The 20880-nt window shown below is 69.7% G+C and carries 15 protein-coding genes and 1 pseudogene; 8 read left to right on the plus strand and 8 right to left on the minus strand.

The genetic code is table 11. The features are described 5' to 3' along the window. Nucleotides 1-69 precede the first annotated feature (69 nt). On the minus strand, nucleotides 70-1191 hold the full coding sequence (locus tag ACFVV1_RS34170) for a SchA/CurD-like domain-containing protein (protein WP_389997515.1): 1122 nt from the start codon (nucleotides 1189-1191) through the stop codon (nucleotides 70-72). Between the two features lie 191 nt (nucleotides 1192-1382). Between ACFVV1_RS34170 and ACFVV1_RS34175 the strand changes: the two genes are divergently transcribed. Then, nucleotides 1383-3086, plus strand: a complete 1704-nt coding sequence (locus ACFVV1_RS34175) for an FAD-dependent oxidoreductase (protein ID WP_389997517.1) — start codon at nucleotides 1383-1385, stop codon at nucleotides 3084-3086. A gap of 21 nt (nucleotides 3087-3107) precedes the next feature. Here the strand turns inward: ACFVV1_RS34175 and ACFVV1_RS34180 are convergent. Continuing rightward, nucleotides 3108-3852 (minus strand): annotated as a pseudogene (locus ACFVV1_RS34180) (alpha/beta fold hydrolase); the annotation flags it as partial. A 187-nt stretch (nucleotides 3853-4039) separates the two neighbouring features. On the opposite strand from ACFVV1_RS34180, the gene paaK reads away from it, so the two are divergent. Next, the gene (gene paaK, locus ACFVV1_RS34185; RefSeq protein ID WP_389997520.1) at nucleotides 4040-5329 is read left to right on the plus strand and encodes a phenylacetate--CoA ligase PaaK; all 1290 of its coding nucleotides are present in this window, start codon (nucleotides 4040-4042) and stop codon (nucleotides 5327-5329) included. Between the two features lie 138 nt (nucleotides 5330-5467). On the opposite strand, the gene ACFVV1_RS34190 is transcribed toward paaK, so the two are convergent. The 5 genes from ACFVV1_RS34190 to ACFVV1_RS34210 form a co-directional block, all read right to left on the minus strand. Beyond that, the gene (locus ACFVV1_RS34190; RefSeq protein WP_389997523.1) at nucleotides 5468-6967 is read right to left on the minus strand and encodes an acyl-CoA synthetase; all 1500 of its coding nucleotides are present in this window, start codon (nucleotides 6965-6967) and stop codon (nucleotides 5468-5470) included. A gap of 88 nt (nucleotides 6968-7055) precedes the next feature. Then, entirely contained in the window at nucleotides 7056-8522 is a 1467-nt protein-coding gene (locus ACFVV1_RS34195; protein WP_389997526.1) for an MFS transporter, read from the minus strand. A gap of 139 nt (nucleotides 8523-8661) precedes the next feature. After that, nucleotides 8662-8802 carry a hypothetical protein gene (locus ACFVV1_RS34200; RefSeq protein ID WP_389997529.1) on the minus strand — a complete coding sequence of 47 codons (141 nt, stop codon included), beginning with the start codon at nucleotides 8800-8802 and terminating at the stop codon, nucleotides 8662-8664. 181 nt (nucleotides 8803-8983) lie between these two features. After that, nucleotides 8984-10534, minus strand: coding sequence for an acyl-CoA synthetase (locus tag ACFVV1_RS34205; RefSeq protein ID WP_389997532.1), 1551 nt, complete (start codon nucleotides 10532-10534; stop codon nucleotides 8984-8986). Further along, nucleotides 10531-11640 carry an NAD(P)H-dependent flavin oxidoreductase gene (locus ACFVV1_RS34210; RefSeq protein WP_389997535.1) on the minus strand — a complete coding sequence of 370 codons (1110 nt, stop codon included), beginning with the start codon at nucleotides 11638-11640 and terminating at the stop codon, nucleotides 10531-10533. Before ACFVV1_RS34210 ends, ACFVV1_RS34205 begins: the two co-directional genes overlap by 4 nt. A gap of 182 nt (nucleotides 11641-11822) precedes the next feature. Between ACFVV1_RS34210 and ACFVV1_RS34215 the strand changes: the two genes are divergently transcribed. The 3 genes from ACFVV1_RS34215 to ACFVV1_RS34225 all read left to right on the plus strand — a co-directional run bounded on the left by ACFVV1_RS34215 (nucleotide 11823) and on the right by ACFVV1_RS34225 (nucleotide 16173). Beyond that, nucleotides 11823-13679: a serine hydrolase gene (locus ACFVV1_RS34215; protein ID WP_389997538.1), complete on the plus strand. Its 1857-nt coding sequence runs from the start codon at nucleotides 11823-11825 to the stop codon at nucleotides 13677-13679. A 299-nt stretch (nucleotides 13680-13978) separates the two neighbouring features. Then, nucleotides 13979-14854, plus strand: a complete 876-nt coding sequence (locus ACFVV1_RS34220) for a phosphotransferase (protein ID WP_389997540.1) — start codon at nucleotides 13979-13981, stop codon at nucleotides 14852-14854. 98 nt (nucleotides 14855-14952) lie between these two features. Beyond that, on the plus strand, nucleotides 14953-16173 hold the full coding sequence (locus tag ACFVV1_RS34225; protein ID WP_389997543.1) for an MFS transporter: 1221 nt from the start codon (nucleotides 14953-14955) through the stop codon (nucleotides 16171-16173). A gap of 183 nt (nucleotides 16174-16356) precedes the next feature. On the opposite strand, the gene ACFVV1_RS34230 is transcribed toward ACFVV1_RS34225, so the two are convergent. Next, nucleotides 16357-17466 carry a LacI family DNA-binding transcriptional regulator gene (locus tag ACFVV1_RS34230; RefSeq protein WP_389997546.1) on the minus strand — a complete coding sequence of 370 codons (1110 nt, stop codon included), beginning with the start codon at nucleotides 17464-17466 and terminating at the stop codon, nucleotides 16357-16359. A 228-nt stretch (nucleotides 17467-17694) separates the two neighbouring features. On the opposite strand from ACFVV1_RS34230, the gene ACFVV1_RS34235 reads away from it, so the two are divergent. From ACFVV1_RS34235 to ACFVV1_RS34245, 3 genes are read left to right on the plus strand one after another with little or no spacing between them, the layout of a single operon-like run. Then, the gene (locus ACFVV1_RS34235; RefSeq protein WP_389997549.1) at nucleotides 17695-18963 is read left to right on the plus strand and encodes an ABC transporter substrate-binding protein; all 1269 of its coding nucleotides are present in this window, start codon (nucleotides 17695-17697) and stop codon (nucleotides 18961-18963) included. A gap of 12 nt (nucleotides 18964-18975) precedes the next feature. Beyond that, nucleotides 18976-19944, plus strand: coding sequence for a sugar ABC transporter permease (locus ACFVV1_RS34240; protein ID WP_351254483.1), 969 nt, complete (start codon nucleotides 18976-18978; stop codon nucleotides 19942-19944). Beyond that, nucleotides 19931-20854, plus strand: coding sequence for a carbohydrate ABC transporter permease (locus ACFVV1_RS34245; RefSeq protein WP_389997553.1), 924 nt, complete (start codon nucleotides 19931-19933; stop codon nucleotides 20852-20854). The genes ACFVV1_RS34240 and ACFVV1_RS34245 overlap by 14 nt, the downstream gene beginning before the upstream one ends. The last annotated feature ends 26 nt before the right edge of the window (nucleotides 20855-20880 follow it).

Raw genomic sequence — 20880 nt, forward strand, 5'->3', positions numbered from 1 at the left:
TTCCTCCTGGCGCATTGCGCGTTGTATTGACGGGTTGAGCGAGAACCCCCCAGGGTGCGGATGCGCGGCTCAGGACTCCGTGGCGCGCCGATCGGTGATCAGGGTCATCTCGGACTCTGCGAGGAAGTGCGAGATCCCCTGATCGTTCGTGGGCACGGCGTTCGCGCCGCCGTCGAGGAGACGTCCGAGCCTGGCCACCTTGCCGGGGCCGTCGATGCCGACCGCCTGAGCGGCCTGCGCGTCGATCGGTTCGATAGCTTCGAGGAGGCGGACGACGACATCGTCGCGCTGGAAGATGGTGCTGCTGTCGATGATGCTCGCGGGGTCGTCGGCCGCCTCCTCGTCATGGCCGGCGAGCAGCCGGGCGAGTGCCATGCCGCAGCCCTCCTTGGCCTGGTAGAAGAGCGCGTGCCGGCGGACGTCCTCGGCCTTGTGCCGGCCCGCGGTCACGTGGTGGACGGTGGGGAGCGCCGCCCGGGTGAAGAACATCCGGGCGGAGTCCGGGTCACTGAGGTCCCGGTCCTGCTCCAGGTACGGGTTGATGGCCTCTTCGACGGCCCTGACCTCGGGCTGCCGGGCGACGTGGCGCAGGGCCGCGAGGAGGTCGCCCTCGACCTCGACCGCCCGCACGACGCGGTTTCCGTGCATGAAGAGCGAAGTACGGCGCAAACGGGTGTCTTCGTCGACACGAGCGTTCGGGGAGTCGTAGTCGGCCAGGATCTTGGCCACGATGTCCTCGGTGCCGGGCTTGACGGTGAACGTCAGCGCGTGGCGCACCACTCCGTCGCCGAGGCGGGGTGACGCCTGCAGTCTGCCCTTGGCCGTCTCGGGCGCCATCTCGAACGACTTCCCGGTCTCCCGCAGGACGCTGAAGCGCAGCGAACGGGTGTCGCGCACGCAGCTGTGCAGCGGCTGCACCGTCGCGACATGCTCCTCGCTGTTCACCCAGGCGAGGAACGGGGGTGCGCTCTCCCATTCGCTCGTGATCAGCCACTGCGAGGGGTTCTCGATGGACTGGCACAGCTGGTCGCTGATGTGCCCGGGGACGGATGCCACCTGGTTGCGCAGGTGCTCATACGCCTCCAGGAACTCTTTCTGGGCCCCGTCGTACAGGTCCAGCAGCAGGACGACCCGCAGCCTGGAGCCGTCGAAGGCGGACTGGGAGATCCGTTCCGAGAGGGTGGTGGTCATCTTTCGGTCTCCTTCGAGACGGTGTCGTGGACAAGCCGGGTGGCGTGCCGTCAACCGTCGGTTGGCGAGTGATCCGGAGCGGGGACTCTCCCGGCGGATGTGAGCGGTCCGCCCCCGTGACCGCGGGCATCGTCTCCGTGACCGATCGTGAAACGCTGGTCCGGGTGGCGCGAGATTTATGAACCGTTCAGGTGAGCGATCGTCCGAACCGCTCCGACGAGGGCATGGAACAAGGCAACCGAACGGCGTCCGAGCTGGAGCAACTGATGAACGAGAACGTCGGCATTCGCGTACCGGTCCTCATCGTGGGCGGCTCCCTGGTGGGCCTGTCCACCTCACTTTTCCTCGGCCGGCTCGGCATCGAGCACCTGCTGGTCGAGAAGCACCGGTCCACCTCGACACATCCGCGCGGACGCGGCAACAACGTGCGCACGATGGAGGTGTTCCGTACGGCGGGTGCCGAGCCGGGCATCCGGGAAGCGGCGTCGGTCCTCGCCGAGAACCACGGGATTCTGCAGGCCGGGTCGCTCACCGGCGACGACCAGAAGTGGCTGTTCAAGGAGATCGACCCGGGGGGCGGGCTCGTCCGTTTCAGCCCGACCGGCTGGTGCCTGTGCAGTCAGAACGATCTGGAACCCGTGCTGGTGAAGCTGGCCCGCGAGCAGGGCGGTGACCTGCGGTTCTCCACCGAGATGCAGAGCTTCGACCAGGACGGGTCAGGGGTGGACGCGGCACTCAAGAACCGGGAGACCGGAGAGCACATCAGTGTGCGCGCCGACTACCTCGTCGCGGCCGACGGGCCGCGCAGTCCCATCCGTGAGCAGCTGCGCATCGACCGGACGGGGCCCGGCGATCTCTTCCACAACGTGAGCATCACCTTCCGTTCCCGGCAGCTCGCCGATGTGCTGGGCGACCGGCGCTTCATCGTCTGCTATCTCACCAATCCCGCAGCGGACGGCGCCCTGTTGCCGGTGGACAACAAGAAGGAGTGGGTGTTCCACGCGCCGTGGCAGCCTCAACTCGGGGAAACCCTTGAGGACTTCACCGACGAGCGGGTAGCCGAGCACATCCGTACGGCGGTCGGCGCTCCGGGGATCGACATCGAGATCACCGGCAAGGCCCCGTGGCACGCCGCGGAGCGGGTCGCGGAGCGGTACTCGTCCGGCAGGGTCTTCCTCGCCGGGGACTCGGCCCACGAGATGTCTCCCACCGGGGCGTTCGGCTCCAACACCGGTATCCAGGACGCGCACAACCTGGCCTGGAAGCTCGCCGCCGTGCTGAAGGGCGAGGCGGGCCCGGGTCTGCTGGACACCTACGAGGCGGAGCGGCTGCCGGTGGCGCAGGCAACGAGCGCGCGGGCCTCGGCGCGTTCCAGCGAGCACAGCCACCCGGGATACGCCGCGGCGCCGGGTGTGGGCGGCGGGAAGCAGGGCGGGATGCTCACCGTGGCGCTGGGCTACCGCTATGTCCGCGGTGCTGTGCTGGGTGCCGACCCGGGGCAGCCGGTGGTGCCGCAGGGAATGCAGCTGAACGGCCAACCGGGCAGCCGTGCACCGCATCTGTGGGTCCGTCAGGACGGTGAGCGCAAGTCCACGCTGGATCTGTACGAGCACACTTTCGTGCTGCTCACGGACGGTGAGGACGTGGTGTGGCGGCGGGCGGCGGCCCGGGTCGCCGACGGACTTTCGGTACGGCTCCAGGCGTACGGCATCGGTCCGGGCGCCGAGCTGGAGCCGGAGAACGGGGCCGACTGGGCGGAGCTCCACGGCACGACACCCGAAGGCGCGGTCCTGGTGCGTCCCGACGGCTTCGTGGCCTGGCGGTCGACGGGGCCGGTGGCCGATGCCGAGACCACTCTCCGGGAGGTCCTGACCTCGCTGCTGTACCGGTCGTGACTGCCCGGTAGCCGTCCGGGAGCTGCTCAGGTCGGGCCAGTCGGAGTCCAGCTTTTCGTCGGGGCGCTCTGCGGGGCCGCGCGGCGGTTCGAGCGGGAACGGCGGCGGGGCCTCCTCCCGGACGATCCGGCCGATCAGTCCGGGTTCCCGCCCGGCGAGCAGACAGGCAGCAGCGGCGCCCATGGAGTGTCCGACCACCGTGGCGCCCGCGAGGCTGCGGGCCTCCGGGAAGGCGTACAGATCGTCCCGGAACAGCTCGAAGGAGTAGCGGCCGGGCCGGTCGCCGAGGCCGTGCCCGCGGAAGTCGAACGCGTACACCCGGTGGTCGGCGGCCAGACGTTCGGCGATCCCGGCCCAGGTGGCGGCGGGGTCGAAGACGCGTCGATGCCGACGGCCCGGGCGCCGGGTGTGATGAGCGTGGGCGTACGCAGCCGCCGCGGGTGCCGGGCGGCGTACAGCGCGGCCGGATCGGCGGCCCCGGCGTGGGCGAGCAGGTCGACGCGTTCCTGGCCGAGGTGTTCGCCCAGTGCCTCGACGTCGGCGGCCGGCCGGTCGCAGCGGTACGTCGACAGGTCGTCCGGCACCGCGGAGCCCCGGGGCCACGCAGGTCGAGCACCACGAGCTGCCGGTGGGCCGAGAGGCCGCCGAGGCCGCCCAGGTACGCGCCGGCCCGCATCGGCCCGCCGGGGAGACAGATCAGCGGTGCGCCCTCTCCCAGGAGGCTGTGGGCGAGCCCGGTCCCGTCGTACGCGTGGAAGACCGGCATGCACGCCACCCAAACAGGGCGGTCCGGGCGGCGCAGCCGTGTTCGGCGTGAGCGTATCCACGATGCGGGACGCCTCCGAGGGAGTGGTGTGCGCCACCCCTCTTGCCAGGAGACGGAACATCCTGAATTACTACTACCGAAGGATCGACCGAACGATCGGTCGACTGCTCGGAAGAGGGAGATCCGGATGACGCCTCTGCTGGACGCGGCGGAACGAATGGGCCGGGACGAGCTGGAGGCACTCCAGCTGGAGCGGTTGCGGGCCACGCTGCACCATGCGTACGAGAACGTCGGCCATTACCGGGCCGCGTTCGACAAGGCGGGTCTGCGCCCGGACGACTGCCGCACGCTCGCCGATCTCGCCCGCTTCCCCTTCACGACCAAGGCGGATCTGCGGGACAACTACCCTTTCGGCATGTTCGCCGTCCCCGAGGAGCGCGTGCGGAGGATCCACGCGTCCAGCGGGACGACGGGCCGTCCGACCGTCGTCGGTTACACCGAGCGGGACCTGGACACCTGGGCGGACATGGTCGCCCGCTCGATCCGGGCGGCCGGCGGCCGCCCCGGGCAGAAGGTCCATGTCGCGTACGGATACGGACTGTTCACCGGCGGTCTGGGAGCGCACTACGGAGCGGAACGGCTCGGCTGCACGGTCATTCCCGCATCCGGTGGAATGACGGCCCGTCAGGTCCAGCTGATCCAGGACTTCCGGCCCGAGATCATCATGGTGACCCCCTCGTACATGCTGACGCTCCTCGACGAGTTCGAGCGGCAGGGCGTCGATCCGCGGACGACTTCCCTGAAGGTCGGGATCTTCGGTGCCGAGCCGTGGACGGAGGAGATGCGGCGCGAGATCGAGGAGCGGTTCGCGATCGACGCGGTCGACATCTATGGCCTGTCGGAGGTGATGGGGCCCGGTGTCGCGCAGGAGTGCGTGGAGACCAAGGACGGGCTGCACATCTGGGAGGACCACTTCTATCCGGAGGTCGTCGACCCGTTCACCGGTGAGGTGCTGCCGGAGGGCGAGGAGGGCGAGCTGGTGTTCACCTCGCTCACCAAGGAAGCCATGCCGGTGATCCGTTACCGGACGAGGGACCTGACCCGGCTGCTGCCGGGCACGGCGCGCGTGTTCCGCCGGATGCAGAAGGTGACGGGGCGCAGCGACGATCTGGTGATCCTGCGCGGGGTGAATCTCTTCCCGACCCAGATCGAGGAGATCGTGCTGCGTACGCCGGGGCTCGCCCCGCACTTCCAGCTGCGGCTGACCCGCGAGGGCCGCCTCGACGCCCTGACCGTACGGGTGGAGGCCCGGGCGGGAGCCACGCCGGAGCAGCGGACGGCCGCCGCGGAGTCGATCACGGCGGCCGTCAAGGACGGGATCGGGGTGTCGGTCGGGGTCGAGATCGTCGATCCCGGGACGCTGGAGCGGTCGGTCGGCAAGTTCAAGCGGATCGTGGACGAGCGCGACGACCGATAGTGCGCCTTCCGGTCCGGCTCATGCCGGGCGGACGGGCCCCGTGCCGGGGAGGCGCGGCCCGTTCGCGCTCCGGTCGTGTGCTGCCGGGGCCCGGACCGCCGCGTCGGCGAGAGCCCCGCATGACACGTGCCGGATCCCCTACGCGAACCGGTCGCGCAGTTCCCGCTTGAGGATCTTTCCGCTCGCGTTGCGGGGCAGTTCGGTCACGAAGAGAACCTGCTTCGGGGCCTTGAAAGGGGCGAGCCGCTCGCGGGCGTGGTCGATGAGTTCGGCCGGTGTCGCTTCGCCGCGCAGGACGACGACGGCCGTGACGGCCTCGATCCAGCGGTCGTCGGGCAGGCCGACGACCGCGACCTCGGCGACGGCGGGGTGGGTGTAGAGGGTGTCCTCGACCTGCCGGGAGGCGACGAGGACACCACCGGAGTTGATGACGTCCTTCACCCGGTCGACGACGGTGAAGAAGCCCTCCGCATCGCGCACGGCGAGGTCTCCGGAGTGGAACCAGCCGTCGCGGAAGGCCTCCGCGGTCTCCTCGGGCTTGTCCCAGTAGCCCTCGCACAACTGGGGCGAGCGGTAGACCACTTCACCGGCCGTGCCGTCGGGGACCTCCTTGCCGTCCTCGTCGACGACCCGGGCCTCGACGAAGAGGACGGGCCTGCCGCAGGAGTCCATCCGGCCCTCGTGCTCGTCCGGTCCGAGGACGGTGGCGAGCGGCCCGATCTCGCTCTGCCCGAAGCAGTTGTAGAAGGCGAGCGCGGGCAGTCGGTCGCGGAGCCGTTCCAGTACGGGTACGGGCATGATCGACGCGCCGTAGTACGCCTTGCGCAGACCGCCGAGTTCCCGGGTGGTGAATCCGGGGTGCCGGGAGATGCCGATCCATACGGTGGGCGGGGCGAAGACGCTGTCGGCCTGCCCTGTTTCGACGAGGTCGAAGATCCGGTCCGCGTCGGGTGCGTCGAGGATGATGTTCTGTGCGCCGACCGCGAGAGCGGGCAGCAGGAACACGTGCATCTGCGCGGAGTGGTAGAGCGGCAGTGAGTGGACGGGCAGGTCGGTGGCGCGCAGGTCGAGCGCCGTGATCGCGCTGACGTACTCGTGGACGAGCGCGCCGTGGGTCATCATCGCGCCCTTGGGGAGTGCGGTGGTGCCCGAGGTGTAGAGCAGCTGGACGAGATCTTCCGCGGCCGGTTCCCGCTCCGGGGTGAAGGGGCGCGGGGTGGCGGTGGCGTCGAGGAGCGAGCCCGGTGCGTCGCGCAGCGCACATACGGAGAACGCGGCCGGAATACGGTCGGCGAGGTCCGGGTCGGTGAGGACGAGGGTGCTGCCGGACTGTTCGAGGAGGTACGTGAGGTCGTCGCCGGTGAGGTTCTGGTTGACCGGCACATGGACCAGGCCCGCACGGGCACAGGCGAGAAAGCCGATCAGATACGCGTCGGAGTTGTGCGCGTAACAGGCGACCCGGTCGCCGGGGCGCAGCCGGTGCTCGCCGGTGAGGACCGCCGCCGCGGTGCTGACGGCGGCATCGAGTTCCGCGTAGGTCCAGGACCGCTCCGCGTACCGCAGGGCGGTGCGCTCGGGGGTTCGCCGGGCGCTGCGCGCCACGACGCCGTCGACTGTGCTGCTCCGTACACCTGTCATGGCGTGATCCTGTGCGGCCGGAACGCGGTGGTCAAGAGGCCGGGTACCGGGGATGCCGGCCAGGGGTGTGGGGATGGCGGGGGTTCGTTCAGGCGCTGCGGGTACGGGTGGCGAACAGGGCGGCCAGGACGCAGGGCGCGAGCAGCAGGACGAAGGCGGCGCCGTAGCCGACGTGGCCGGTCGCGCCGGCGCTCAGGCAGGCGTTGAACAGGGCGGAGGAGACACCCAGAACCGTAATCTGGCCGAGGTTCTGGTTGGTCTGCATCGCGCTGCTGGCATAGCCCTGCCGCCCGGCCGGAGCGTGCGAGAGCGACAGCACAGTGAGAGACGGTGCGAGCAGGCCCATGCCGACGGCCGCGACGACCATGGCCGACGCGGCGATCACAGCGGGCAGCTCGGGCAGCGTCCCGACAGCGGCGACAGCGACCGCCGCGGTCAGCACCAGCGCACCGGCCACGACCAAGTGGTGCCGGGGGCGGCGCTCCAGGCGGCCCTGCACCCAGGAAGAGGCGGCCCAGGCCACGGCCGCCCCCGTGAAGGCCAGGCCGATCGACACGGGACGCACGCCCCGCTCGGTGACGAGCAGCAGGGGCACGAGTGCCTCCAGCGTGAAGAACACCCCCGAACTGATGCCGCGCAGCAGCACCGTGGCCGGCAGACCGCGCGCGGCACGCCAGGTGCCCGGCGGCAGCAGCCGGGGCGCGAACACGACCAGCAGGGCGAACCCTCCCACCACGAACAGCAGGTGGCGCGGGTCCCAGCCCGAGACTCCGTACTGCCCCACCGCCGCACCCACGCTCACCGCCGCCGCCACCATCAGCGCGGGGCGCGGCGACCTGTCTCCCGACGGTGCGGGCGCCGCTGGCCAGGAACGGCCGCGCAGCACGGCCACCACGGCCAGAGCCGGCAGCACGGTCAGCGCGGCCAGACCGAAGAACACCGCCCGCCAGGACCACCATTCGGCCACCACCCCGGCCAGTGGAGGACCGACCAGCGACGGGACGACCCAGCAGGCACTCATCAACGCCAGGACACGCGGCCGCAGTCGGTCGGGGTAGGCCTGCCCGATGGCGGTGTTGATCGACACCGCCACCATCCCGCTCGCGAGTCCGTCCAGGAAGCGGCCGGCCGCCAGTTGCCAGATGGAGGTGCTGGCGGCCGAGACCAGCAGGGTGACCACCGCCAGCACCATGCCCGCCGCCAGCGGACGTCGTGCGCCGGACCGGTCCGCCCAATGGCCGCCCAGTACCCCGCCCAGCAGGCCGGCGGCCACGAAACATCCCGCCACCAGCGGGAAGAGCGACACCCCGTCCAGGTCCCGTGCGGCCGTAGGCAAGGTGGGCACCACGGCCAGCGCGGCGAACCCGGTCAGGAACATCACCGCGGAGAAACTGGCGGTCGCGGCCACGTACCGTCTGGAGAACAGTCCTCCGTCGGTTTCGGATCGCACCGGCGGACGGCCGGCCGTCGCTGTCGACTCCCAGGAGACGGACGCGTCCCGGTCCGTGGACGGCGCGGCCGGGTCGGTGGACGAGTACTTGGGGACATCGGTCACGAGCGCACAAAGTACGGGGGCCCGGTTCTGCTTGCCACTCGTTTTTTGGCTTCCGCGCGAGACCCGGGCACTGACCGATGACGTGTCAGGGCCCCTTCGTCGCCCCCGCAGGCCGTTGGACGCACTACGGGGACGACGCTCAGAGGACCAGGGCCAGGACGGTCGCCGAGACCACCGCGAACGCGCTGCCCGCGGCGCCGGTCAGGGCCCTGGCGTGGCTCGGAACGAACGACGGGGCCCGGATGGTCGCGGCCTCCGGGTTCCGCGCGCGGTAGTACACCGTCAGGAACTCCGCCTCGGCCGGGGTCAGGCGTGCCTGCCGCTCCTCGAAGCTGACGGTGCGGCCGTCGAGCGTACGGAACTCCAGGGTGGCGTAGCCGGGGACGACGGGTACTCCCTCGGCGTCCTGGCCCTCCTCCGTACGCAGGACCGTGCACCGGGCCTCTGCGACCGGGCAGGGGTCACACCGCCCGGTGGTGCCCTTCCCAGTACGGGTCGCGCAGCCGTCGTTTGTACAGCTTGCCGTTGGGGTCGCGGGGCATCTCCGCGATGAAGTCGATGCTCCGGGGGAGCTTGTACCCGGCGAGACGGTGTTCGCAGTGGCGCAGGATCCCGGCGGCGAGCGCTTCCCCCGTCTCGTGTCCCGGGGCCGGTTCGACGACCGCCTTGATCTCCTCGCCCCAGTCGGGATGCGGAATGCCGAAGACGGCCGCGTCGGCGACTGCGGGGTGGCTGAGAAGGGCGCCCTCGATCTCGGCGGGGTAGATGTTGACACCGCCGGAGATGATCATGTCGATCTTGCGGTCGCGGAGGAAGAGGTAGCCGTCCTCGTCGAGGATGCCCAGGTCGCCGACGGTGAAGAAGTCGCCGATGCGGTTCTTCCTCGTCTTGGTCTCGTCCTTGTGGTAGCTGAAGCCGCCGGTGTTCATCTTCATGTAGACGGTGCCGAGTTCGCCGGGCGGCAGGCGGTCGCCGTCGTCGTCGAAGACGGCGAGTTCACTGATCGGCCAGGCCCTGCCCACGGTGCCCGGCTTCTTCAGCCAGTCCTCGGCGGTGGCGAAGGCGCCGCCGCCCTCGCTGGCCGCGTAGTACTCCTCGACGCACCTCCCCCACCAGTCGATCATGGCGCGTTTGACGTGGTCGGGGCAGGGCGCCGCACCGTGGATGGCGTGGCGCATGGCTGTGACGTCGTATCCCCTCTTCACCTCGTCGGGGAGGGCGAGGAGGCGGTGGAACTGGGTCGGGACCATGTGTGTGTGGGTGCAGCGGTGGGTGTCGATGAGCCGCAGCATTTCCTCGGGCGTCCACTTGTCCATCAGGACCAGCGGATGCCCGATGTGCAGGGACGCGCCCGCGAACTGGAGGACGGCCGTGTGGTAGAGCGGCGAGCAGACCAGATGGACGTTGTCGTCAAAGGGTCTGATGCCGAAGATGCCGAGGAATCCGCCGAGATGGCTCTCCTCGGGGAGCTTGCCGGAGAGCGGACGGCGGATGCCGCGCGGTCTGCCGGTGGTGCCGGAGGTGTAGTTCATGACCCAGCCGAGGGTGCGGGCCTCGGGGGGCGCTTCGGGTTGTCCTTCGAGCAGTTCGGCGTACGGGCGGAATCCGTCGACCGTGCCTACGGCGTAGCGTTGGCCGGCCGGGAGCTTCGCCTCGTCGGCCGCCTCGGCCGCCGCCTGTGCGAACCGCTCGTGGGCGATGAGCACCTTGGCGCCGGAGTCCGAGACGATCCAGGCGATCTCGGGTCCGACGAAGTGGTGGTTGACGGGTACGAGATAGAAGCCCGCCTGGGTGGCCGCGAGGTACGCGGTGAAGAACTCGACGCCGTTGGGCAGGACGACCGCGAAGGCGTCGCCCCGCCGGAGCCCGGCCGCGCGCAGTCCGTGGACCAGGCGGTTGGCCGCGGCGTGCAGCCGGCCTGCCGTCCAGCTCTCGCCGTCGGGGGCGGTCAGGACCCTACGGCCGGGGTCGGCGGCGGCCTGCGCCCAGAAGCCGTTGGGTGGCCGGTTCATGAGGCACTCCGTCCGGCGATGCGGTTGATCCGGTCCACGGCACGCTCGAAGCTGCGGGTCAGGTCGTCGAAGACGGCCTGCACGCTGCGCTCGCTGTTCATCCGGCCGACGATCTGGCCGACGGGGGTACCGAGCAGCGCGCCGGTCTCGTACTTCTGGATGCGGGAGACGGCTTCGGCCACCAGCAGCCCCTGGAGCGGCATGGGCAGGGTGCCGGGGCCCGCCGGGTCGTCCCAGGCGTCGGTCCATTCGGTACGGAGCTGGCGTGCGGGTTTGCCGGTGAGCGCGCGGGAGCGGACGGTGTCGCCGGAGCCTGCGGCAAGGAGTTTGCGGGTCAGCGCGCGGGAGTGGAGGTCGGCTTCTTCCGTGGTCAGCCAGAGGGAACCGAGCCACGCGCCCTGGGCGCCGAGGGCGAGCCCGGCGGCGATCTGCTCGCCGCTGCCGATGCCGCCGGCGGCGAGGACGGGGAGCGGTCCCACCGCGTCGACCACGTCCGGGACCAGGACCATGGAGGCGATCTCGCCGGTGTGGCCGCCCGCCTCGTATCCCTGCGCGACGACGATGTCGATGCCCGCGTCCGCGTGGTGGCGGGCGTGCTTGGCGCTTCCGGCGAGCGCGGCGACGAGGACGTCCTGGTCGTGGGCGCGCCGGACGACGTCGGGGGGCGGTGAGCCGAGGGCGTTGGCGAGGAGTTTGATGGGGTAGTCGAAGGCGACGTCGAGCTGGTTGCGGGCGACTTCCTCCATCCATCCGGTGATGCGCCAGCCGGATGCCTCGCCCTGCGCCAGCTCCGGTACGCCGTGCTTGGCCAGGGTGTCCTGGACGAACTGGCGGTGTCCGGCCGGGATCATCGCCTCGACTTCGGCCTCGGTCACCCCTTCCACCTTCTTCGCGGGCATGACGACGTCGAGGCCGTACGGCTTGCCGTCGGTGTGCTCCTGCATCCAGTCGAGGTCGCGTGCCAGGTCGTCGGGGGCGGTGTAGCGGACCGCGCCGAGTACGCCGAATCCGCCGGCCCGGGTGATGGCGGCGGCCACCGCGGGGAACGGCGTGAAGCCGAAGATGGCGTGCTCGACTCCCAGTTTCTTGCTCAGCTCCGTCTCCATGGGGCGCAGGATGCCGCAGTCGGACATCCGAGGGAAGAGCTTTTCTGATGCAGTGTCAGATTCTTTGTGATGCCGGGGGCCTCCGCGACAGCAGTGGTGACAGTAATCTCTGCGGCGGCAGGAAGTTTCATCGTCGGACGAAATTTCGAAAGTTACTTTCGCGCAGCAGGAAGGGGTTCCGGATGACCGAGGACGCAGCCGGCAGAGGGATCAGCCGACGCAGGCTGGGCGGTGGGATGCTGGCCCTGGGCGGAGCACTCGCCCTGGCGCCGATTCCGTTCGCGGAACGGGCGTCGGCCATGGAGTCGGGGGCGGGGTCGTCGGGTATGCACGCAGGGATCGGGACGAGCGCGGCGTCCGGGCAGGCCCGGCCGACGCTGCGGCGCGGATCCGCCGCCCGTGCCAGGTTGCTGCAGGGGCCGCTGGACCAATTGGTCGCCGATGCGGAGAAGTTCCTCTCCAATTCCCCCAAACACCCTTGGTACGCGGGTGCGGTGCTGCTCGCCGGGCGGGGTGGCACGGTGGCACTGCACCACTCGATCGGCAAGGCTGTGCGCTACGCGGCGTACGACGAGAAGACCGACACGGGGGTGGAGTTCCCGCCCGACCAGCAGATCGCCATGGCCGAGGACACGGTCTTCGACCTGGCTTCGGTGTCCAAGCTGTTCACCTCGATCCTGGCCGTGCAGCAGATCGAGCGCGGCAAGCTGGAGCTGGAGGCGAAGGTCGCCTCGTATCTGCCCGATTTCGCCGGCGGCGGTAAGCAGGACATCACCGTCCGTCAGCTCCTCACGCACACCTCGGGCTTCCGTGCCTGGATTCCGCTGTACAAGGCGCCGACGCGGGAGGGGAAGCTGGAGCTGCTGTGGAACGAGGTGCCGGCCAATCCGCCCGGCACGGTGTACCTCTACTCCGACCTCAATCTGATCTCGCTGCAACTGGTCCTGGAGAAGATCACCGGCCGCACTGAGGATGTCCTGCTCCGCGAGGAGATCACCGCTCCGCTCGGCATGCACCGCACACGGTACAACCCACCGGCCTCCTGGAAGCCGAAGATCGCCGCGACCGAGGACGCCCGGCTCCCCTGGTCCGGCCTGGACCGCGGACTGGTCTGGGGCCAGGTGCACGACGAGAACGCGTACAGCCTGGACGGCGTGGCGGGCCACGCCGGAGTCTTCTCCTGCGCCTGGGACCTCGCGATCCTCGCCCGTACGCTGCTCAACGGCGGGGTCTACGGCAGGGCGAGGATCCTCTCGGCGGAATCGGTGGACCTGCTGTTCACAGACTTCAACACTGCGTTCCCCGGAGATGAGCACGGTCTGGGTTTCGAGCTCTACCAGCACTGGTACATGGGGGCGATGGCCACCCCGCGGACGGCGGGCCACACCGGTTTCACCGGCACCAGCCTGGTCCTGGACCCGACAACCGACTCGTTCCTGATCGTCCTCGGCAACTCGGTGCACCCAGTGCGCAGTTGGCGCTCCGGCAGCGCGCCGCGCGTCGCCACCGCCAACCAGATGGCGCGCGCCGTCGCGGTCCGTCCCGCCCGGGGACGTACAGCGTGGTTCTCAGGACTGGCGAGCGCCACCAGCGCCACGCTCACCCTGCCCGCGCTACGTCTCGCGTCGTCGCGGGCCCGGCTGAGCTCGGCTCTCTGGTGGGATACCGAGCCCGGGTCCGACTTCCTCTTCCTGGAGGCGTCGGCGGACGCCGGGGCGACCTGGCAGCCGGTGCCGTTCACCACCGTCCCGATGGCCGGTGACCACCACCCGCAGCCCGCGCCCGAACCCCGTCCGACGGGTTCGGTCTCCGGCTGGTCCGGCCGGGTCTGGCACCGGCTCGACGCGGACCTCGCCGCATGGCGCGGCAAGGAGGTACGGCTGCGGTGGCGGTACGCCACGGATCAGCTGTACGTCGGGCGCGGAGTGTACGTGGACGCGGTCCGGGTCGAGGACGGCACCCGGACGCTCTTCGACGAGGGCCGGGACGGCGATGCCGCGCGCATCGAGGCGCTGGGGTGGACGGCTTCGTCGGACTGAGACGGACTGAGACGGACGAAGACGGACGAGCACCGAATGAGTCGGTCCGATTCGGGCCGAGTCGGTCTGGGGCCGGCCCAGTCGGGCTTCGGCGGACTGGGGGCGGACCGCAGCGGACCGGGTCAGGCCGTGGCGGGCCACAGCGGGCCTGGCGGGCCGTCGAACCGTTGACCGGCCGTGCCGGGGAAGGGCCGTCCCTCTCTCCCGGCACGGTCACAGCAGCCGGACAACCCCTGGGCGGCAGTGCGTCGGCGACACCCCCTCCTGGAGACGGGGGTCCGGCAGCGGAGAATGCTCCGATGACCACATCTCCGCAGACCTGGACGCGCGCCGAGCGACTTGATGCCGACCGGCTGACAGCCGCTCTGTATGCCGAGGCAGGTGTCCGGCTGATCGTGGAGGGGCCCTGTCCCGGAGGGGAGGTCGGTGCCGCGTACGTGCGCTGGCCCGACGGTCACCGCTCCGTGCTGAAATCGCGGCCGGACACCCGCATCGAGGATCTGCGGGCGGGACCGCTGGCGGTGTGCGAGGTGCTGCGCGGGCAGGGGTACCCCTGCCCGTCGACGGAGTTGGCGGTCCAGGTGGGTCACGCGGTGGCACTGGTCCAGGAGCTCCTCCCGGGCACGCCGATGCGGCGTCTGGACGACCATGGGCTGGATCAGGCGCTCACTCTCAACGAGTCGCAGGCGGGGCTGCTGGCCGGCCGTACGGATGTCCCGTCGATGAACCTGTATCTGCTCGACGACGGCCCCGGTTACTGCCTTCACGAGCCGCTGCGTCGGCACAGCCGGCGCAGCGGTGACCTGGAGCGGCGGATCAGGTCGGTCGGGGCCGATCACCCGCACCACCTGGCCGGGCACGACGTCGTGCACCAGGACTTCCACCAGGGCAACCTGCTCGCCGTCGACGGCTCGGTCACCGGCGTCATCGACTGGGACGGCGCCGGCCGGGGTGACCGCCGTTTCGATCTGGTCACCCTGCGCTTCGGGCTGCACGCGAACGAGCAGGCACCGGATGTCACGAGCCGCCTCGACGACCTCCTGGACGGCCTGCCCGAGGACGTCCTGCGTCTCTCCTGGGCGCATATGAGTCTGCGCATGGCCGACTGGGCCATCAGGCACTTCGCCCCGGGCGACGTCGAGCACTGGCTCGACCTGGCCGAGCAACGCCTGTGACCGCCCCGGGCACCGAGCCGGGCGGCCGTGCACGTACCGTAGCGACCGCTCCTGAGGACAGGCACTGGGGTGCTCGCTGTGCCGACCACAGGAGGATCATGAAGGCTGCTGTCGAACTTCCGACAACTCCCTTGAAACCGCTGCGCGTTGCCGCTTTCCGGCGATTCGTGCTCGCCAATCTCGTCTCGGCGACCGGGTCCGCGATGGCTCCGCTCGCGCTCGCGTACGCGGTGATCGGGCAGGGCGGAGGGGCCGGCTCGCTCGGCATCGTGCTGGCCACGAACTCGGTCCCGACGATCGTCCTCACCATCGCGGGCGGCGTCCTCGCGGACCGCCTGTCGCGCAGCCGGATCCTGTTTCTGGGCAACCTCCTGTCCGCGGCCGCGCAGGGGGTGCTCGCCCTGCTGGTGGCCACGCATCAGGCGACGACCGTTTCGATCGCCGCGTGCGGCTTCCTGTCAGGGATCGCCGTGGCCTTCACCGGTCCGGCCGCGACGGGCGTGGTGGGACAGCTCGTCGCGTCGGAGCACCTCCAGCAGGCCAATGCGCTGGTCCGGCTGCCGAACAATGCCGTCAAGGTGCTCGGACCCGTCGTCGGAGGGCTGATCGTCGCGGTCGGCGGTCCGGCGTGGGCCCTGTCGTGGGATGCGCTCACCTTCCTGGTCGCGGCGCTCCTGCTGCTCGGTCTGCGGCTGGGCGCGCCGGTCACGACGGGGAGTGCGCTGGCCGACCTGCGGGCGGGGTGGTCCGGTTTCCGCTCCCGCACCTGGCTGTGGACGTACACCGCCGCCGGGACGGTCGTGGTCGCCGCGTGGCTGGCAGGCTTCCAGCTCCTCGGCCCGGTCGTCGCCAAGGAGCACTACGCGGGGGCGCGTTCCTGGGGGCTCGTCCAGGGCGCGTTCGCGTTCGGTCTGCTGGCGGGGACGCTGGTGTGCCTGCGCTGGAAGCCGTACCGTCTGCTGGCCGTTGCCGTCATCACCGGCTGCGCTCTCTGCCTGCCACCGATGGCGCTGGGCATGGGCCTGACCCTGCCCTGGGTGATGCTCAGTGCCGTGCTCGCCGGCATCGGGCTGGATGTCGCCATCGTGGCATGGACCACCGCACTCCAACAGCATGTGCCCCAGGAGGAGTTGGGGCGCATGTCCTCGTTCAACGGTGTCGGGGAACGCGTCGCGATCCCGCTCGGCTACCTCGTCACCGCGTTCGCCGCACATGCCTGGGCCGACCGGTCCGTGCTCCTGGTCTGTGCCGGTGCCATCGTGGTCACGACGGTCCTCAACCTCTGCGTACGGGACGTGTACCGCGTCAATCGCGTCTGAAGCGTTCACGCACGTACGCCTTGCCGAGCCGGCCGGTCACCCCCCTCGCACCCGCGGCCTTCGAAGCCTCCGGCATCCCGCGGAGACGTCAGGGCGCGGCGATCCCCGGTCGCCGCGCTCTTGTGTGCCGCGCCCCGGTCGCCGCGCTCTCGGGGCCAACGGCCGGCGCTCCCCGGGGGTGCCCTACTCCGGCCGGCCCGCCGCCCGCTGCCCGGCTCCGCCCGGTCCCGGAATCTCGGCGGCAGGACCGGTCGGGGCCGGAGCCGTCGACTCCCGTACGACCAGCCTCGGCCGGATGAGCAGCGACCGGCCCGCGGCAGGGGCCGAGTCGATCCGCGCCCGCAGCTGCTGGAACGTCTCCGCGGCCATCTCCGGCAGCGGCTGGCGCACCGTCGTGAGCGGTGGTTCGAAGAGGTCGGCGAGGAGGATGTCGTCGAAGCCGACCACGGAGACGTCCTGTCCCGCGCTGCGTCCGGCGTCCTTGGCGCCCCGGCAGATCCCGATCGCGCACATGTCGTTGATGGCGACGAACGCGGTGGGCGGACGCGGTCCGGCGAGGAGCTCCCTGGCCGCGTTCCGCCCCAGCTCGGCGGCATCCTTGTCGCCGAACTCGGCGGTGTCGGCGCCGGGCCACACGATCGCGTCGGCCGGGTCGAGGCCGGCTGCTTCCAGGGCGGCCCGGAAGCCGCGAAGCCGCTCGCGGCGGTTGACACTGTTCACCGAGCCGGAGACGAACGCCAGGCGGCGGTGGCCGAGTTCGATCAGATGCCGGGTGGCGAGCTCCGCGCCCATCGCGTTGTCGACACTGATGGAGGCCAGTGACGGCGGGTCGCCCGCCTGTGCGGTGCGGTCGAAGGCGACCATCTTCAGCCCGCGGCTGAGCAGCGGCGTCACATGGTCGAGCGAGGGGAGCGAGGAGCAGAGCACCACGCCGCTCACCCCGTCCGCTAGCAGCTCCTCGCCGTACTTGAGCTCACGGGCCGGATCGCGCTCGCTGTTGCACAGCAGTACGTGATAGCCCTCGGCGAGCGCGATGGCCTCCAGCTCACGGGCGAGCGCCCCCCAGAACGGGTTGGCGACGGACGGCACGATGAGGCCGATGACCTTGATGCGGCCCGTGCGCAGCATTCGGGCCGCGCGGTTGGGCCGGTAGCTGAGCTGCTCGATCACCTGCTCCACGCGGGCCAGCGTGGCCGCCTGCATACGGTCCGTACGCCCATTGAGGACGTTGGAGACCGTGCTTGCGGAGACCCCCGCAGCCTCCGCGACCTGATGGATCGTTACCCCGCTCATGCCACCTCCGGTTCGGAACACATCTGACCTTACCAGTGTATCGATTTACTGGATCCTGTTCACCGGTACACCCGTTAACATCCCTGAAAATTCATGTGCATCAGCTGTTGACGTTTCTCTCGGCGCGTTCCTAGCATCAGTGCATCGATTTACCAGCGCTTCCCAGCCATGGCCGGGTTGCCATCGCTGGATCGATCCACAGCCTCTCCACCTCAAAAGGGGTGTCCCATGGAACTCAAAAGACGATCGCTGCTTGCTGCCATCGGCGCCGGCACCGCTGCCGCCGCCCTCAGCGGGTGCGGCACCGGCTCGTCGGCGGCCGGCTCCGCCAACGGCCCAGCCGAAGGTGAGATCACGCTGCTCACCCCGATCTACGAAGGTGCCGACGGCAAGACGCTGTTGGAGAAGGAGATCCTGGGCGGGTTCCGGAAGAAGTACCCGGACGTCAAGGTGAACGTGGACTACACCACGTACGATCAGCTCAACGAGAAGATCACCACGGGGCTCGCGGGCGGTCTGCTGCCCGACGTGCTGATGATGGGCGTGGGCTGGATCCCGCCGTTCGCCGCGAAGAAGGCGATCGCGGAGCTGCCCGAGAAGTTCGCCACCGCGCACGACTACGAGAAGCGGGTCCTCGAACCGTCCCGGTACGACGGCAAGTTGTACGCACTGCCCGTCGTCCTCGACACCCGCATCGTCGTCTACCGCAAGGACCACTTCGCCGAGGCAGGTATCAAGAAGACCCCGGCGAACTGGGCCGAACTGCGCGCCGTGGCCAAGCAGCTGACCAAGGACGGCCGGATCGGGTTCGACCCGTTCTCCATCAATCTGCGCCAGTGCTGGGAGACCTTTCTCTTCGCCAACGGTGGCCAGCTGTTCAGCGAGGACGGCAAGAAGGTGCTGTTCACCGACGCCCGCGGGGTCGAGGCGCTGCAGTTCTTCAAGGATCTCGTCAAGGACGGCTCCGCTGTCTACGCCAAGAAGACGGACCTCGGGGCCCCGACCAACGTACAGACCGGCAAGGCGTCGATGATGATGACCACCAGTGGGCTGTGGAGGCAGGCCGGCGAACAGACGCCGGACCTGATCAAGGACGACAAGCTCGGGGCGTTCATCCTCGCCAACCGCAAGCCCGCGATGCTCCAGGGCGGCACGCTGGTCACCCAGTCCGCCAGTTCCAAGCACCCGGCAGCGGCCCGTGCCCTCGTCGAGTACCTCGCGACACCCGAGTCGATCCTCGGTGCGGCCAAGCAGCGCGGTTCGGTGCCCGGTCTGAAGGATCTCAGCGACACCAGCTATGTGAAGGAGAACAAGTTCGTCGATCTCTCCCTGCAGAGCATGGGCCACTCGTGCTCGGAGGGCGGCACCGCTGCCTGGATGGAGATCCGCGAAAAGATCAAGCCCACGCTGGAGCCCGCGATCGTGGGCAACCAGTCGGCGAAGGACGCCATCGCGGAACTCGGCCGGCTAGCCGAGGCCGCCATCGGCCGGATGTAAGGACCCGTAACTGTGGGAGCGACATCCGTATTGAAGGCGCGGCCCGCGCGGCCCCCTTCCCCGACCGGGCACACGGTCGCGAAGAAGCGCACCGGCCGGGCACCCACCGGCCCGGGGCGCCGCAGGCAGCGCGCCGGCATGCTGATGGTGGCGCCCGCGCTGCTGCATGCCTCGCTCTGGATCGGCCTGCCGGTCGTCGCATCGGTGGTTCTGGCCTTCACGAAGTACGACGTGCTGACGGCGCCGCAGTTCGTGGGCCTGGACAACTTCCGGGACATGCTGGGCGACGCGGTGTTCCGCAAGTCCATCGTCAACACCGTCGTCTACACCTTCTTCACCGTGCCGTTCGGCATGATGCTGGGGCTGCTCGTGGCCCTGGCGCTGCACACCGGGCTGAAGGCGCGGGGCATCTTCCGTACCGCGGTCTTCATTCCCCAGGTGACGGCGACCGTCGCGATCGCCCTGGTCTGGCTGTGGATCTACAACCCGGGCAACGGGCTGCTGAACACACTCCTGTCGTTTCTCGGGATCAACGGCCCGGCCTGGCTGGCGTCGACGTCGTGGGCGATGCCGTCGGTGATCCTGGTCGGCATCTGGCAGGGCATCGGCATGAAGATGCTCATCTACTTGGCCGCGCTGCAGTCCCTGCCGAAGGAGCTGTACGAGGCGGCTTCGGTGGACGGGGCGTCCAAGGTACGGCAGTTCTTCTCGATCACCCTGCCGCTGCTGAAGCCCGCGACGTTCTTCGTGCTCATCACGTCGTTGATCAACGCGTTCCAGTCGTTCGACCAGATCTACATCCTGACCGACGGCGGCCCGGCCAACAGCACCACGATGATGACGTTCGAGATCTACAAGTCCGCCTTCCGGGAGTTCCGCATCGGCTACGCCTCCGCGCAGTCACTGGTGCTGTTCGTACTGCTGATGGGCTTCACCCTGGTCAACCGGCGGATCATGGGAGGCACCCGTGGCCACAACTGAGCTGCACAGGCCCGGGGTTGTGGAGAAGGACCGGCCCCGGACGAAGGGCAAACCGCTCTCCGTCGGCCGGATCGCGCTCTATCTGACGCTCACCGTCGTCTCACTGCTGATGGTGGCACCGTTCGTGTGGATGGTGCTCACATCGCTCAAGACGCCGGTCGAGATCGCCTCGCAGGACGCCGGACTGCTCCCGGACCACTGGGAGTTCGGCAACTATCTCGACGCGCTGAAGGCGGCGCCGTTCGCGACGTACGCACGCAACAGCTTCATCATCGCGTTCAGTCACACCGTCATCAATGTGCTGGTGGCGTCGATGGCCGGATACGCGCTTGCGCGGATCAGGTTCCGGGGCAGCGATTTCATCTTCTACGCCTTCATCGCCGCGCTGATGATCCCGACATACACCAAAGTGCTGCCCGAGTTTCTGATCGTCCGCTTCATGCCGCTGGCCGGCGGCAACGACATCTTCGGTCAGGGCGGCAGCGGCTGGCTGGACTCCTGGTGGGCGCTCATCGTTCCCGGCGCCGTCACCCCGTTCGCGGTCTTCCTCTTCCGTCAGTTCTATCTCGATCTTCCGGTGGAGCTGGAGGAAGCGGCCAGGCTCGACGGTCTCGGTGAGTTCCGGATCTACGCCAGGATCATGACGCCGCAGGTCAAGCCCGCGCTCACCACAGTGGCACTGCTGACCTTCGAGTCGTCGTGGAACAACTTCCTCTGGCCACTGCTGGTGACCCGTACGGACAGCCTGCGGGTCATCCAGGTCGGGCTCTCCGTCTTCAAGACGGAGAACGGCCCCCAGTGGCACTTCCTGATGGCCGGCACCACGCTGGCCACCCTTCCCATGGTCGTTCTCTTCCTCATCGGCCAGCGCTACTTCGTGCAGGGCTTCGCAACAGCCGGTCTCAAGTGACCGGTCCCGGCCCCCAGCGGCCGGTC

The sequence above is a fragment of the Streptomyces sp. NPDC058092 genome (assembly GCF_042884935.1).
Lineage (GTDB): Bacteria > Actinomycetota > Actinomycetes > Streptomycetales > Streptomycetaceae > Streptomyces.